The following is a 13,774-nucleotide window of genomic DNA, read 5'->3' on the forward strand; positions in this document are numbered from 1 at the left end:
CCGTCAGCTTTTGCGCAGCCAAACCTTGTTGTCGTGAAATGCCGCGCCGCCATAGGGAGCGACGGCGTCGGCACCGGTCAGCACGTTGATGCCCTCCCCGTCCAGATGCGCCTTGTTCGGCCATAGCCCTTCGGCAATGAGCACTCCCGGCCTAGCACCTTCCACGATTTTCGCGTGGAGCCGGACCTCGCCTCGCCCGTTGCCGATGCGGACGATGTCGCCATCAGAAATGCCGTTGATGGCAGCATCCTCAGGACAGATCATCAGTTCCGGGCGACCTTCCTTCTGCACGGAGGTTTTGGTTTCCGCGAAAGTGGAATTCAGGAAGTTGCGCGCGGGCGATGTCGCCAGTCGGAAGGGATGGTCAGCATCCGCAACCTCGATGACATCGACCTGATCCGGGAATTTCGGAAATTCCGACACCGGCCCCATCACGCCGATGTTCTTCGGCGGCTTGTTGGGAGAAGGCCCCGTTGCCCAATCGGGGCTGAAACGGAACTTCCCGTCACCGTAACCGAAGCCTTCAAGATAATGCGCGACCTCGAACGGTGGCTGCGCATCGATCCATTTCTCTTCGGCGAGCGTATCGAAGTCGCCCCAGCCACTGACTTTCAGCATATGATCGACATGATCGCGCGCTGAAAGGCCAAAGCCCGGCATGTGGTCGATCCCGAGACGCTTTGCCAGCTCCTCGATGACGAAGAGGTTGGTACGCACCGTTTCGGGCGGCTCCACCAGTTTGGGCCCAAGCAAAATGTGATTCTGGCCGCCGGCGCGGTAAATATCGTCATGTTCGAGGAACATGGTGGCGGGCAGCACGATATCGGCAAGCTCGGCCGTTTCCGTCATGAATTGCTCATGCACGGCGGCGAAGAGATCATCGCGCAGGAAGCCCTGCTTCACCAACCTCTGTTCGGGCGCGACATTGACCGGATTGGTGTTCTGGATGAGCAGCGCCGTCACCGTACCGCCATGGCGCAGCGCTTCGGCGTCCCCCGTCAGCACGCGGCCGATCTGCGACTGGTCGAGCTGGCGCACGTCGGGGTCGGCATAGGCCGTGCCCATGAGCTCCGCCTTGTTGAGCCGGAAGATGTCGCCATTATTGTGGAACGCGCCGCCGCCCTCATATTGCCAGGAACCGAGCACCGTGGCGATCGAAAGCGCTGCATGCATGGCGACCGCGCCGTTGCGCTGTCGGGCAAACCCATATCCGAGCCGGAAGAAGGTCTTTTTCGTGACGCCAACCAGCCTCGCGAAATCCTCGATCTCGTCGACCGAAAGGCCCGTGATCTCTGATGCCCACTGCGGCGTCTTCGTCTTCAAATGCGCCTCCAGCCCGGCCGGGTCGTCGGCGAAGCGCGCCATGTAACCACGGTCGGCGTAACCGTCGCGGAAGGCGATGTGCATCACGGCGCATGCCAGCGCCGCATCCGTGCCCGGCCGGACGACGAGGCGCATATCCGCCTGTTTCATGGTCGGATTGTCATAGATATCGACCACGACGATCTTCGCGCCGCGTTCCTTGCGGGCCTTGACCGCATGGGTCATGACATTGACCTGCGTGGCGACCGCATTGGTGCCCCAGATGACGACGACATCGGCCTTGCCGATCTCGCGCGGATCGGGGCCACGCAAGGCGCCCGTGCCCATCACATAGCCGGTCCAGGCCATGTTGGTGCAAATCGAGCCGAAGAAGCCCGAATATTTCTTGGCGTGGCGCAGCCGCTCGATGGAGTCGCGCTGCACCTGCCCCATGGTGCCCGCATAGAAATAAGGCCAGATGGCCTCCGCGCCGTGCCGGGCTTCTGCCTTCACAAAAGCGTCGGCGACCTCGTCCAGCGCCGCTTCCCAGGAAATTTCCTGCCAGTCGCCCGCCCCTTTTGCGCCCTTGCGGCGCTTCGGGGTCAGCAGACGACCGGGATGATAGATGCGCTCGGAATACCGCGCCACCTTGGCGCAGATCACGCCGGCGGTATAGGTGTTGGCATTGGCGCCGCGCACACGACCGATGCGGCCATCGGCATTGATATCGACCTCCAGCGCGCACGCGCTCGGACAGTCATGCGGGCAGACCGTGTGTCCGATACGGACTTCGGCCTTCAGGGTGGCTTTTTCAGCGGAAATCGGGGTCGCAACGTTCATGTCTTTTGTATATTGCATCAACGATGCGGCAAAAAGGCCGAAGTGACGTCCATCAAGAATATTCATCCTGACCATTCATCCGGATAAACGGCAAGCGAGACACATCCATGAACTACCGCCACATTTATCACGCCGGCAATTTCGCGGATGTCCTCAAACATGCCGTTCTCGCCCGCCTCGTGCGTTACCTGCAGAACAAGGACAAGGCCTTTCGGGTACTGGACACCCATGCCGGCATCGGTCTTTACGACCTGACGTCTGAAGAGGCGCAGAAAACCGGCGAATGGCAGACCGGCATCGGAAAGCTGATGGAGGGTGATCTGCCCGACCCTATCGCCGAGCTGCTGGAGCCCTATCTTGCCGCCGTGAAGGAACTCAATCCTGAAGGCGGTGTCAAATTCTACCCCGGCTCACCGAAACTCGCGCGTATGCTGTTTCGCCCGCAGGACCGGCTTTCGGCCATGGAACTGCACCCGGATGACAGCCGCGCGCTCGCGCGGCTATTCGAAGGTGACTATCAGGTGCGGGTGACCGAGCTCGATGGCTGGCTGTCGCTTGGCGCGCATCTGCCGCCGAAAGAAAAACGCGGCCTCATCCTCGTTGATCCGCCATTCGAGCTGGAGAATGAATATCAGCGCTTGGCCGATGGCCTGAACAAAGCCTACCGACGTTTTTCCACTGGCACATATTGCCTGTGGTATCCGCTCAAGAAAGGCGCGCCGATCAAGGATTTCCACGAGCGGCTGCAATCCTTCGAGATTCCGAAGATGCTATGCGCGGAACTTTCCGTCAGGAGCGACCGGCTGGATGGGCTGAGCGGCTCCGGCCTCATCATCGTCAATCCGCCCTACACGCTGAAAGAAGAGCTGCACACGTTGCTGCCTTACCTCAAGACAAGGCTGGCGCAGGACAGGTTTGCCTCGCAACGCGCCTTCTGGCTGCGCGGCGAGGAAAAGCCGGAAGACGGCTGAGTTACCTCAACCCTTCCCTTTTCTGCGCCGCGGCCAGCTGTGATCTTTCGAAGAAGAGGATCACGAACAGCGCCATGACGAAGGGGATGATGAGGTAAAACAGGCGGAAGACCAGGAGCGCCGCGATGACGTCGGCCGGGTTCATGTCCGGCAGGCCGGTGACGAAGACGAGTTCCAGCACGCCCAATCCGCCCGGCGCATGCGAAATGAGCGCTGCGGAAAACGACACCAGAAATATGCCGAGAATGACCATATAGCCGGGATTGCCGGCTTCCGGCAGCGCGAAATAGATGATGCCCGCCGCGCCGATCAGCTCGATGGGGCCAATGACCAGTTGCTGCGCCACAAGCTTCGGCGCCGGGTATGGCAACACGAAGGAGCCGATCTTCAGAGGCTTCAGCCTGAGCAGGCTACCGAGAACATAAAGGCTGACGAAAAAGAGCAGCACGACGCCTGTCGTGGTCGAGGCTTCGACCGGCAGTATGCCCGTGAACCGTTCAGTGATGTCAGGCTCGTAAAGCAGCACCAGTCCGATCAGCATGATCGTGCCGATGAGGAAGGTGAAAGAGCAGAGGCCGACGAGAACGCCCACTTCCGCCACACTTAGTCCCTTCGACGTATACGCCCGATATCGCACCACGGCGCCCGAAAACACCGACGCACCGACATTGTGGGACAGCGCATAGGTGGTGAAGGAGGTGAGCGTGATGAAGAGCCAGTTCACCTTGCGGCCAAGATGCTGCAACGCGATGCGGTCATAACCGGCAAGCGCGGCATAGGCCAGCAGGGTGGAGAGACCCGAACACAACCAGTCCCGCACCCGAATGGCCTTCAGGCTGTCCCAGAGATCATCGAGCGACAGGCCGCGCAATTCGTGAAAGAGCAACCAGGCGGAAAAACCGATCGTCGCAAAGCCAACGACGGGCCAGATATATTTCTTGAATTTCATGCGGTCATGCCCGCCTATTTCCTCCAGCTTCACCCCAGCCTGTTCCGTCTTTTGCGGAGATTCGTTCGACTCTATTCGTTATGCGGCGAAGCTTTCAACCTTTTCATCAAAGATTGGCGGTTTGCCCCGTTCACAAGTTGATGTAAGACCGGATCGTCGCCTGCCGGCGATATGAGGTCGTCCATTTTCCGGGGAACGTACACGGAATGAAGCGTTATGCCGGTTTCATCGCTCTGGGCCTTCTGTCGCTCGGCGCCTTATGGTTCGCGCAGCAAAATCCGGCCCCAACCACACCGGCCGACCGGCAGACACAACCCCAATCGCAGACCGCCGGCAATTCCGGGCCGGACGCTCCAGGGCGCGCGGTTTCTCAAGCGAAGCCGGATAAGAGGCCTCCGCCGCGCGGAAGCGGCTTCGATTTTTATGTGCTCTCGCTTTCATGGTCACCGGCATTCTGCGCCAGTTCCGAAGGCTCGGGCAACCGACAGCAGTGCGGCAGCGACAGGCGTTACGGATTCGTGGTGCACGGGCTATGGCCGCAGAACGAAAACGGCTATCCCGAATTCTGCCGAAGCGACGAGCCTGAGCGTGTTCCGGACGCGATTGGCCGCACCATGTTCGACATCATGCCCTCCATGGGCCTGATCGGCCATCAGTGGCGCAAACACGGCTCCTGTTCCGGCCTGTCGCAGCTAGACTATTTCTCGGCGACGCGGGCCGCCTTCGAGGCCATCCGGCTGCCGGAGAGAATCGCTTCCGGCGCCGAAACAGCCACGCTTTCCGCCGATGCGATAGAAACCGCCTTTACCGATGCCAATCCCGGCCTGTCGAAACGCGGCATTTCTATCAGCTGCGATGGCAAGCGCCTCGAAGAAGTGCGCATCTGCCTTAACCGGGACATGACATTCCGCGATTGCCCGGAGCTTGACCGCAAGGGCTGCCGCGCGAGTTCAACCGAAATCATCCCCATTCGCTGATCAACCCACAGGGACCCAACCATGGAACTGCTCTATTCGCCTGCCTCCCCCTACTCCGCCAAGGTGCGCATGGCGGCCCGTCATCTCGACATCGACATAACCTCCGTTCGCGTTGACACCAACGCCGAGCCGGCCACGCTGATGGACAATAATCCGCTGGGAAAGATTCCGGTACTGCTGCTTGATGATGGCGGATCGGTCTACGACAGCGTGGCCATCATGCATTATCTCGACCGTCTTTCAGGCGGTAAACTCTACCCCAAAAAGAACGGCAAGCGCACGGATGTGGAAATTCTGGAGGCGCTGTGCGACGGCATCATGGATTGCCTGCTGGCCATCGTCTACGAGCGCCGTTTCCGACCGGAAGAGAAAATTCACCAGCCCTGGATCGACAAGCAGTGGAGCAAGGTGGTGCGCGGGCTCGACCATCTCAACGCCAACCTGCCGAAGACCGGCAAGAAGCTGCACGGCGGCCATTTCGCGCTGGCTGCGATGATCGGTTATCTAGACCTGCGTTTTGCGGGCGAGTGGGCCGAAGGGCGCGATGCGCTGGCGGCGTGGCCGGAAACCTTTGGCAAGCGATTCGAGGCCTATACGGAAATGAAGGCCGCCGCCTGACGTGACCGCGCAGAACACCCGGCTTTTTGCCGGGCGTTCAACGGCAAATCACAGACACAAAAAGCCGGGGCATGACCCCGGCTTTTCTTTGACCGATCCGGAAAGGATCAGAACTTGACGCCGATACCGGCCTTGACCGAGTGGTCGTCATAACCGCGCGAGAAGGCGTCGTTGCCGAGCGTATAGTCCTTCTTCTGGTAATCGCTGTAGCGATATTCCAGACGGGCGGTGATGTTGTCGGTCACCATGGCTTCTACACCGGCACCAACCGTGTAACCGAGAGCCGTGGCGCTGTCCTTGTTGACGCCGTCACGAACCTTGTTGTCGGAGACAGCAAGACCGGCCGTACCATAGAGCAGGAACGGGTTCATGTCGTAACCAACGCGGCCACGCAGCGAGCCGTTGACGCCCTGCTTGCCTTCGACCGAGCGACCTGCGACCGTACCGGCGGAACCGCGCTCGTCACCCATGTTGACGTCAGCTTCGGCACCGTAAACGATCTGGCCATTCTGCCAGTTGTAACCGCCATACAGACCGCCGCCAGCGCCCTTGGCGTCACGGCCGTCGTTGCTGGAGCTGAAACGGCCCCAGTCGTAGTTGACGGTACCACCGAGGTAAGCGCCGGACCAGTCCTTGACCGGTGCTGGCTGGTCGTAGGAAACCGGTGCCTGCGGCACTTCGTTTACGGCGTCAGCGGCGCGAGCAGCCGAAAATCCTGCGGCGGCCATGGTCGAAGCCATAAGGGTTGCTACGAAAATACGCATGTTATTCTCCTTTCAGGACCGCTCTGCACTCAAAACATTGTTTTCAGACGCGGCATAATTCGTCGGGTTGATCGCCCCTCTGGAAACCGAATTTGATGGGAGAATGCGGAGATCAAAGAGCCAAAATGTGAATTGTTTGGGGCAGACGCGTGACTAGAATTAGACGTTGCCTAATTGCCACAAGGGTTTTATTAACCCTAACAAAAGGCTAAACAAAAATAGATCGCCTTTAAACTTCGTTATATTAAAATTAAACCAAAATTGCATTGTGAATAAAAAATCGCCCAATTCTTTTCGGGCCGAGTGACAGCTTGCGATTTGCATTTATATCCAGCAAATAGGGCGTGTATGAGCAAATGCAGGTCCGCTGTGAAAGAAGATATACCGAAGACAGTCTTGATTACCGGGGCCGCACGGCGGCTTGGGCGCGCTATCGCCACCGATCTGGCCAGCCACGGCTTTGCGATCGCGGTCCATGCCAATGAATCGATCGCGCAGGCGGAGGAATTCGCTAACGAAATAAGGCAGAAAGGTGGCAGAGCTGCTGCCGTTCAGGCGGACCTGACACAATCAGCCCCGACAGCGGCGCTGATCGAAAAGGCGTCTTCCGCCCTCGGCCCCATCGGCGTCGTCGTCAACAATGCGTCTGTTTTTCTCGGCGACACGGCGGAAGCGCCTGACCCTGATATCTTCGATGCGCATTTTGCCGTGCATGTGCGGGCGCCTTCCCTCATCGCCGCCGCCTTTGTCGAACAGTTGCCCGCCGATAAATCCGGGCTGATCGTCAATATCATCGACCAGCGTGTGCTTGCGCTCACGCCACGCTTTTATTCCTACACCCTTTCGAAATCAGCGCTTTGGACCGCCACACGGACGATGGCGCAGAGCTTCGCGCCGCGCGTCAGGGTGAATGCCATCGGGCCTGGACCCACCTTCAAAAGCGAAAGACAGGCGCCCGAGGACTTTCAGGCGCAGATCGACGGCCTTATATTAAAGCGTGGTCCTGCGCCGGACGAGTTCGGGCGGACGATTCGCTTTCTTTACGACACGCCGTCGGTCACCGGACAAATGATCGCGCTCGACGGCGGCCAGCACCTTGGCTGGGAAACCCCTGACGTGGCGGAGATACCTGAATGAACGGAAAGAAGCTGCCTGACGGCGGTATTCTCTTCGATGACACCGACGACGAAGATGACGATGCAAGCCTCGCCGCAACGGAAACGGCCGAGGCTCCGCGCGACGTCGCCGGCATGGACTGGAATGCGGGATGGAAGAACGAATCCGGCCTGAAGGGCATGGACCTCATTGGCGAATTCGTCAAACACCTGCCAAATGCGCCGGGTGTCTATCGCATGTTCAACGAGGCGGGCGACGTGCTTTACGTCGGCAAGGCACGCTCGTTGAAAAAGCGCGTCGGCAATTATGCGCAGGGCCGCGTGCATTCCAACCGCATCGCCCAGATGGTGCGTCACACCACGCACATGGAATTCGTCACCACCCGCACGGAGACCGAGGCGCTTCTTCTGGAAGCGAATCTAATCAAGCGCTTGCGGCCGCGATTTAACGTACTTCTGCGCGACGACAAGTCCTTCCCCTATATTCTCATCACCGCCGACAACCGTGCCCCAGCGATCTTCAAGCACCGGGGAGCAAGGGCGCGCAAGGGCGACTATTTCGGACCCTTCGCGTCCGCCGGCGCGGTTGGCCGCACGATCAATTCGCTGCAGCGCGCCTTCTTGATACGCACCTGCACAGACAGCGTGTTCGAAACCCGCACCCGTCCCTGTCTTCTGTACCAGATCAAGCGCTGTTCCGGGCCCTGTACGCATGAGATCAGCGACGAGGGCTACGCGGAGCTGGTCAAGGAAGCCAAGGATTTCCTGTCCGGCAAGAGCCAGAGCGTCAAGACCGCAATTGCGCGACAAATGAACGAGGCTTCCGAAGACCTCGATTTCGAGCGCGCCGCCATCTATCGCGACCGGCTGGCGGCACTTTCGCACGTCCAGAGCCACCAGGGCATCAACCCCGCCGGCATTGAAGAGGCGGATGTCTTCGCCATCCACCACGAAGGCGGCATTTCCTGTATTCAGGTGTTCTTTTTCCGCACCGGCCAGAACTGGGGCAACCGCGCCTATTTCCCCAAGGCCGATCCTTCCCTGCCCGGCTCGGAAATTCTCAACGCGTTTCTGGCGCAGTTCTACGACGACAAGCCGGTGCCGAAACAGATCCTGCTTTCCGAAACGGTGGAGGAACAGGAACTGCTGGCGGCCGCCCTCGGGGAGAAAGCCGGGCACAAGGTCACGATCAGCGTGCCGCAGCGCGGCGAGAAGAAGGACATTACCGATCACGTGCTTGCCAATGCCCGCGAGGCGCACGGCCGCAAGCTCGCGGAGACCTCGTCTCAGGCGCGGCTGCTGAAGGGCTTTGCCGAGACTTTCGGCCTTGCCTACGTGCCTCGGCGGATCGAAATCTACGATAACTCGCACATCATGGGCACCAATGCGGTCGGCGGCATGGTGGTGGCGGGGCCGGAAGGTTTCGTGAAGAACCAGTATCGCAAGTTCAATATCAAATCGACCGACATCACGCCGGGCGACGATTTCGGCATGATGCGGGAGGTGATGACCCGCCGCTTCTCACGCCTGCTGAAAGAAGAAGGAAAGCCGGATCGCGAGCGCATACCGACAGCAGAAGAAGCTGCCGACATGCCCTTCCCCGCCTGGCCGGATGTGATCCTGATCGATGGTGGTCAGGGGCAGATGACGGCGGTGCGGGCCATCCTCGACGAACTCGGCATTCGCGACTGCGTGACCACCATCGGCGTCGCCAAAGGCATGGACCGCGAGGCGGGCCGTGAACGTTTCTTCGCGGACGGGCGCAGCGATTTTTCCCTGCCGCCACGTGATCCCGTGCTCTACTTCATTCAGCGCATGCGTGACGAGGCGCACCGTTTCGCGATCGGATCGCACCGGGCCCGGCGCAAGAAGGAAATGGTGCGCAATCCGCTGGACGAAATCTCGGGAATCGGACCGGGGCGCAAACGTTCGTTGCTGCAGCATTTTGGAACCGCCAAGGCGGTTTCCCGCGCGGGCCTCAATGACCTGATGGCCGTCACCGGCATTTCCGAGACGGTGGCGCGGCAAATTTACAATCACTTCCACGAGAGCGGCAGCGATTGACGCAGAACGGCGGGGCTGACCTGCTAAAAAAACATAATCACGTGTTGACGCTATGCCCTAGCGGCGGCATCAAGGCAGCTGATCTCAGACTGACAGGTTTCCCCATGGCTTCGCGCGCATACAGCATTCCCAACCTCCTCACTTATGGCCGGATTCTCGCTGTTCCGGTCATTGTCCTTTGCTTTTACGTTGAAGGAAAACTGGAGAGTTCGGATTTTGCGCGCTGGACGGCACTGTGGCTGTTCATCATCGCCTCGCTGACCGATTTCCTCGACGGTTATCTGGCACGCATCTGGAACCAGACGTCGAATATCGGCCGCATGCTGGACCCGATCGCTGACAAGCTGCTGGTCGCATCCGTCCTGCTTCTGATGGCGGCCGACGGCACCATTGCCGGCTGGTCGCTCTGGGCGGCCATCACCATTCTCTGCCGTGAAATTCTTGTTTCCGGCCTGCGCGAATATCTGGCGGCGCTGAAGGTCAGCGTTCCCGTCACCCGCATCGCCAAATGGAAGACCACCATCCAGATGGTCGCCATCGCTTTCCTGCTCGCGGGTCCTGCTGGCGACAAGGTTCTGCCATACACGACCGAGATGGGTATCACGCTTCTCTGGCTGGCCGCAGCGCTCACCATGTATACCGGTTATGATTACTTCAAGGCTGGCCTCAAGCACATCGTGGATGAAGAATGATGACACGGATCGTTTATTTCGCCTGGGTTCGCGAGAAGATCGGCACGGATGAAGAGGAGCTGGACCTCCCTTCCTCCATCACTACGGCCGGCGAGCTGATTGCCTGGCTTGCGACACGCGGTGAAAATTACGAGGCTGCCTTCGAATTTCCCAATGTCATCCGCGTTGCGGTCAATCAGGAACACGTCGAGCATGATGAAAGCATCGTCGGCGCGCGCGAGATCGGCATATTCCCACCGATGACGGGGGGATGAGCGAATGCAGCCGACCGTCCGTGTCCAGGCAGAGGATTTCGACGCAGCGGAAGAAACCCGCCAGCTAACGGAAGGTGACAGGAGCATCGGCGCGGTTGTCGCCTTCACCGGGCTCTGCCGGGATGATGGCGGCACGCTCGCGGCGCTGGAACTGGAACATTATCCCGGCATGGCGGAAGCGGAAATGACGCGCATCGCCAAGCTCGCGATGGAACGCTTCGGCCTGCTTGGCCTCACCGCCATCCATCGCCACGGCAAGATCGCCACGGGCGAAAATATCGTCCTCGTCATCGCCGCTTCATCGCATCGACAGGCAGCCTTCGATGGCGCGAATTTCGTGATGGACTACTTGAAGACATCCGCGCCGTTCTGGAAAAAGGAACATGGCAAGGATGGAACGGCGGGCGAGTGGGTTGCGGCAAAGACAACCGACGATACCGCCAGGGAAAAGTGGCGATAACGCCTTGTTCTTCCCGCATGGTCCGGTTGAAGCGGGCACCGCTTTCGTCAATGCCCTAAGGCGCTTCAACCCTGCTGCGCATGATAACCAGCCAGCCGACCAGCATCGCGAGAACCATCGCATCCCGCCAGGCGGCCGGTCCGTAACCGACCCAGAGAGTTTCCGCAAAACCGACGGCGGCGGCCCCCAGCCCACAGATAAGCGGACTGGCATAACCGCCTGCCGCAGAAATCAGCACCACCTTCAGGCCAAAGACCAGACCGGCCCCGAAATCCATGGTGCCGTAATAAAATGTGGCCAGCACGCCCGCGATGGCGGCGACGAGACCCGCCGCGCAATAGGACACGAGAAATATCCGGCCTGCATTTACCCCGCACAAGGCTGCAGCAAAAGCATCGTCCGACACTGCCTTCCAGCGCCTGCCGAAAGCGGAGCGGCCAAGATAAAACGATCCGGCGAAAATGAGCAGGCTGAAGGCCGTCGTATTCAGCATTTGCATCGGCGTCAGCGTCACGGCGAAGCCGCCATCAGCCCAGAAACGTATCGGCTCCGACAAAAGCGGCGGGAGCCATAATTGCCGTGTATCGGCGGCCAGCCTTGCACTTTCCGTCAGCGCTATCAACACCCCGATGGAAGCGACCGTCACCGCGTTGGGAGAGGCTTTCGCTAACGGCCGCATCACCACCCTGCCGATGAAACCCGCCGCCCACAGCCCGCCGAACAGGCCCGCCCCTGCCCCCAGCGCCAATGTCGCCGGGAGAACAAGCCACAGGCGGTTCCAGCCGAAATCGGCAAAAAGCAGGCAGGTCTGGCCAGCAAAGGCGAATATGGCGCCATAGGTGACATCGGCGCGTCTGGTGACTGAAAAGGCGACGGCATAACCAAAGGCCAGAGCCGCATAAAGCGCGGCGACCGGCACGGCATTCAGCAATTGTTGCATGAAATAGGCCAAGCGCATCCTCCCGCTGTGATTATAACTATTAAAACCAGTTTTGATAGTTATAATGTGCGGCATGACCTTTCGCTGGACAGAACATCGTTTCGCGGGCGGCGCATTGGCGCTGGATGTTGCCAACAGCGTGATCCTGCGTTCAGACGCCGCTAGATCGGTAGACCGCTTCGCCGTGGCCGGGCAGATCGCCACCTTTGCCGAAGCGGCGACACGGCTTGGTGCGGAGCGAGAAAGATTTCCCCCCCTCGTCGCGCCCGACGAAGAGAGACGGCCGGTTCTTTTCGATCTGCGCGAGGCAATCGACGATTATTTTCGCTCGTCCATCGCCGATGGCGGCGAGGACGACGGGAAACTGGCGCAGTTTCTCTTCGCTTGCGGCGCCGCCCTGCGCATGTTCCCGAAGGCAGAACATCTCGCCAATGCCACCGCCCACTCCGCACTGTCGCTGCTTGCGGACGAACCACGGCAGCGGTTGAGGATCTGCGGCAATTGCGGCTGGCTGTTCATCGACCGCAGCAAGAACAGAAGCCGGATCTGGTGCGATATGGCGGTGTGCGGCAACCGGCAGAAAGCCAGCCGGCACTATCACCGCACGAAGGAGACGCGGTCATGAAAAGAACCGGCCTGCCATTGCTGGCAATGGTGGCGATACTCACCCTTTCCGGCTGTCAGCGCGAAGAACCGCGCGAGGTGGCGAAGGTTTCCGGCCGCATGTTCGTCTTCAACTATCGCGTGGCCATTGCCACCTATCTGGTGACGCTGCAGCGTATTGCCCCCATTCGCGATGGCAGCAGCGTTGAAGCAACATTCGAAAACCCTCGCGGAGGGCCCGACCTCACCACCCGCGAGAAGATTTTTCCGAAGGACGAAAGGATCACCGTTCAGAGCCCGCCGGTCGAATGTGTGAAGCAGGACCGGCCCTACAGGGTCACCGTCCGCATCAAAGGGCCGGATGGCGATATTCTGCAGACGATCGAGACCACTATCCGCTCCGATACCGACCAGTCAGCTCTCCCCGCCAAGCCGCTGGTCGTCGGCCCGCTCTATACGCCCAATCCGGAGGTGTTTAAACCTGACGGAACGATTGATATGCGGCCGGCTCAGGGTTGCCCGGCGTCGTAGGGACTGACGGAGCGAGTGCAACCTCTCCTCGTCCCTGTGCTTGTCACAGGAATGATGATGAAGGCGGGTGCGGCGTCCCCTTATCGCAACAAAAAACAAAAAAACGGAGCCTTTCGGCTCCGCTTCTTCGAGTCTTTTCAGCAGCTTCGAGCAATCGCCTGATAGAGCGATTCAAGCCGTTGAGACTTTGAATCAGCCGACGATTTCGGTTTCGGCGAACCAGTAGGCGATTTCCTGAGCGGCGGTTTCCGGAGCGTCGGAACCGTGAACGGAGTTTTCGCCGATGGAAAGCGCGAAGGTCTTGCGGATGGTGCCTTCAGCGGCCTGGGCCGGGTTGGTGGCGCCCATGATTTCGCGGTTCTTGAGGATGGCGTTTTCGCCTTCCAGAACCTGAACGATGGTCGGGCCGGAAGTCATGCCTTCAACGAGTTCGCCGAAGAAGGGGCGCTCCTTGTGGACGGCGTAGAAGCCTTCGGCTTCGCGCTTGCTCATCCAGACGCGCTTGGAGGCGACGACGCGCAGGCCGTTGTCTTCAAATACCTTGGTGATCGCGCCCGTGAGGTTACGCTTGGTTGCGTCCGGCTTGATCATCGAAAATGTGCGTTCAATCGCCATGTGTCCGTTTCCTTTTCCTTCAGAGAAAGTGGGCGGTCTTTACCCGCCCAAAGGCCCGAAAACAAGGGGGATCAATGAG

Annotated in this window: 15 protein-coding genes; 10 read left to right on the plus strand and 5 right to left on the minus strand. The window is 59.8% G+C overall.

Annotated features, from left to right (window positions below; genetic code table 11):
* Window positions 1-3 precede the first annotated feature (3 nt).
* Window positions 4-2,208 carry a molybdopterin-containing oxidoreductase family protein gene (locus BLU28_RS17910; protein WP_168247127.1) on the minus strand — a complete coding sequence of 735 codons (2,205 nt, stop codon included), beginning with the start codon at window positions 2,206-2,208 and terminating at the stop codon, window positions 4-6.
* 41 nt (window positions 2,209-2,249) lie between these two features.
* Here BLU28_RS17910 and BLU28_RS17915 point away from each other — a divergent pair, with 41 nt between their 5' ends.
* Window positions 2,250-3,113 (plus strand): 23S rRNA (adenine(2030)-N(6))-methyltransferase RlmJ, encoded by an 864-nt coding sequence (locus tag BLU28_RS17915; protein ID WP_077987781.1) that lies wholly within the window; start codon window positions 2,250-2,252, stop codon window positions 3,111-3,113.
* A gap of 1 nt (window position 3,114) precedes the next feature.
* Here the strand turns inward: BLU28_RS17915 and BLU28_RS17920 are convergent, their stop codons facing one another.
* Window positions 3,115-4,062, minus strand: a complete 948-nt coding sequence (locus tag BLU28_RS17920; protein ID WP_077987865.1) for a lysylphosphatidylglycerol synthase domain-containing protein — start codon at window positions 4,060-4,062, stop codon at window positions 3,115-3,117.
* A 206-nt stretch (window positions 4,063-4,268) separates the two neighbouring features.
* On the opposite strand from BLU28_RS17920, the gene BLU28_RS17925 reads away from it, so the two are divergent.
* Together BLU28_RS17925 and BLU28_RS17930 are read left to right on the plus strand one after the other, a co-directional pair.
* A complete protein-coding gene (locus BLU28_RS17925; RefSeq protein WP_077987780.1) occupies window positions 4,269-5,039 on the plus strand; it encodes a ribonuclease T2 family protein in 771 nt (256 codons plus the stop codon).
* A gap of 21 nt (window positions 5,040-5,060) precedes the next feature.
* On the plus strand, window positions 5,061-5,657 hold the full coding sequence (locus tag BLU28_RS17930) for a glutathione S-transferase (protein ID WP_006700180.1): 597 nt from the start codon (window positions 5,061-5,063) through the stop codon (window positions 5,655-5,657).
* 107 nt (window positions 5,658-5,764) lie between these two features.
* On the opposite strand, the gene BLU28_RS17935 is transcribed toward BLU28_RS17930, so the two are convergent.
* The gene (locus BLU28_RS17935) at window positions 5,765-6,421 is read right to left on the minus strand and encodes an outer membrane protein (RefSeq protein WP_077987779.1); all 657 of its coding nucleotides are present in this window, start codon (window positions 6,419-6,421) and stop codon (window positions 5,765-5,767) included.
* Between the two features lie 348 nt (window positions 6,422-6,769).
* Here BLU28_RS17935 and BLU28_RS17940 point away from each other — a divergent pair, with 348 nt between their 5' ends.
* From BLU28_RS17940 to BLU28_RS17960, 5 genes are all read left to right on the plus strand, one after another.
* On the plus strand, window positions 6,770-7,558 hold the full coding sequence (locus BLU28_RS17940) for an SDR family oxidoreductase (protein WP_051634340.1): 789 nt from the start codon (window positions 6,770-6,772) through the stop codon (window positions 7,556-7,558).
* Entirely contained in the window at window positions 7,555-9,600 is a 2,046-nt protein-coding gene (gene uvrC / locus BLU28_RS17945; RefSeq protein WP_168247128.1) for an excinuclease ABC subunit UvrC, read from the plus strand. Before BLU28_RS17940 ends, uvrC begins: the two co-directional genes overlap by 4 nt.
* A 104-nt stretch (window positions 9,601-9,704) precedes the next feature.
* Complete coding sequence (gene pgsA, locus BLU28_RS17950; RefSeq protein WP_004441114.1) at window positions 9,705-10,292, plus strand: CDP-diacylglycerol--glycerol-3-phosphate 3-phosphatidyltransferase; 588 nt, start codon at window positions 9,705-9,707, stop codon at window positions 10,290-10,292.
* Window positions 10,292-10,546, plus strand: a complete 255-nt coding sequence (gene moaD / locus BLU28_RS17955; protein WP_006700176.1) for a molybdopterin converting factor subunit 1 — start codon at window positions 10,292-10,294, stop codon at window positions 10,544-10,546. Before pgsA ends, moaD begins: the two co-directional genes overlap by 1 nt.
* A gap of 4 nt (window positions 10,547-10,550) precedes the next feature.
* Complete coding sequence (locus tag BLU28_RS17960) at window positions 10,551-11,006, plus strand: molybdenum cofactor biosynthesis protein MoaE (RefSeq protein ID WP_077987778.1); 456 nt, start codon at window positions 10,551-10,553, stop codon at window positions 11,004-11,006.
* A gap of 55 nt (window positions 11,007-11,061) precedes the next feature.
* Here the strand turns inward: BLU28_RS17960 and BLU28_RS17965 are convergent, their stop codons facing one another.
* Window positions 11,062-11,958, minus strand: a complete 897-nt coding sequence (locus BLU28_RS17965; protein WP_006700174.1) for a branched-chain amino acid ABC transporter permease — start codon at window positions 11,956-11,958, stop codon at window positions 11,062-11,064.
* A 52-nt stretch (window positions 11,959-12,010) separates the two neighbouring features.
* On the opposite strand from BLU28_RS17965, the gene BLU28_RS17970 reads away from it, so the two are divergent.
* Both BLU28_RS17970 and BLU28_RS17975 read left to right on the plus strand, forming a co-directional pair.
* Window positions 12,011-12,571 carry a CGNR zinc finger domain-containing protein gene (locus BLU28_RS17970; protein WP_006700173.1) on the plus strand — a complete coding sequence of 187 codons (561 nt, stop codon included), beginning with the start codon at window positions 12,011-12,013 and terminating at the stop codon, window positions 12,569-12,571.
* A complete protein-coding gene (locus tag BLU28_RS17975) occupies window positions 12,568-13,080 on the plus strand; it encodes a hypothetical protein (RefSeq protein WP_004441104.1) in 513 nt (170 codons plus the stop codon). Before BLU28_RS17970 ends, BLU28_RS17975 begins: the two co-directional genes overlap by 4 nt.
* A gap of 192 nt (window positions 13,081-13,272) precedes the next feature.
* Here the strand turns inward: BLU28_RS17975 and ndk are convergent, their stop codons facing one another.
* Window positions 13,273-13,695 (minus strand): nucleoside-diphosphate kinase, encoded by a 423-nt coding sequence (gene ndk / locus BLU28_RS17980; RefSeq protein ID WP_003496769.1) that lies wholly within the window; start codon window positions 13,693-13,695, stop codon window positions 13,273-13,275.
* Between the last annotated feature and the right edge of the window lie 79 nt (window positions 13,696-13,774).

The organism is Agrobacterium pusense (genome assembly GCF_900102105.1).
Taxonomy (GTDB): domain Bacteria; phylum Pseudomonadota; class Alphaproteobacteria; order Rhizobiales; family Rhizobiaceae; genus Agrobacterium; species Agrobacterium pusense.

Coding starts and splice junctions, on each gene's coding strand:
- BLU28_RS17910 (WP_168247127.1), bottom strand. CDS start 2,208: ATGAATATTCTTGATGGACGTCACTTCGGCCTTTTTGCCGCATCGTTG.
- BLU28_RS17915 (WP_077987781.1), top strand. CDS start 2,250: ATGAACTACCGCCACATTTATCACGCCGGCAATTTCGCGGATGTCCTC.
- BLU28_RS17920 (WP_077987865.1), bottom strand. CDS start 4,062: ATGAAATTCAAGAAATATATCTGGCCCGTCGTTGGCTTTGCGACGATC.
- BLU28_RS17925 (WP_077987780.1), top strand. CDS start 4,269: ATGAAGCGTTATGCCGGTTTCATCGCTCTGGGCCTTCTGTCGCTCGGC.
- BLU28_RS17930 (WP_006700180.1), top strand. CDS start 5,061: ATGGAACTGCTCTATTCGCCTGCCTCCCCCTACTCCGCCAAGGTGCGC.
- BLU28_RS17935 (WP_077987779.1), bottom strand. CDS start 6,421: ATGCGTATTTTCGTAGCAACCCTTATGGCTTCGACCATGGCCGCCGCA.
- BLU28_RS17940 (WP_051634340.1), top strand. CDS start 6,770: ATGAGCAAATGCAGGTCCGCTGTGAAAGAAGATATACCGAAGACAGTC.
- uvrC (WP_168247128.1), top strand. CDS start 7,555: ATGAACGGAAAGAAGCTGCCTGACGGCGGTATTCTCTTCGATGACACC.
- pgsA (WP_004441114.1), top strand. CDS start 9,705: ATGGCTTCGCGCGCATACAGCATTCCCAACCTCCTCACTTATGGCCGG.
- moaD (WP_006700176.1), top strand. CDS start 10,292: ATGACACGGATCGTTTATTTCGCCTGGGTTCGCGAGAAGATCGGCACG.
- BLU28_RS17960 (WP_077987778.1), top strand. CDS start 10,551: ATGCAGCCGACCGTCCGTGTCCAGGCAGAGGATTTCGACGCAGCGGAA.
- BLU28_RS17970 (WP_006700173.1), top strand. CDS start 12,011: ATGTGCGGCATGACCTTTCGCTGGACAGAACATCGTTTCGCGGGCGGC.
- BLU28_RS17975 (WP_004441104.1), top strand. CDS start 12,568: ATGAAAAGAACCGGCCTGCCATTGCTGGCAATGGTGGCGATACTCACC.
- ndk (WP_003496769.1), bottom strand. CDS start 13,695: ATGGCGATTGAACGCACATTTTCGATGATCAAGCCGGACGCAACCAAG.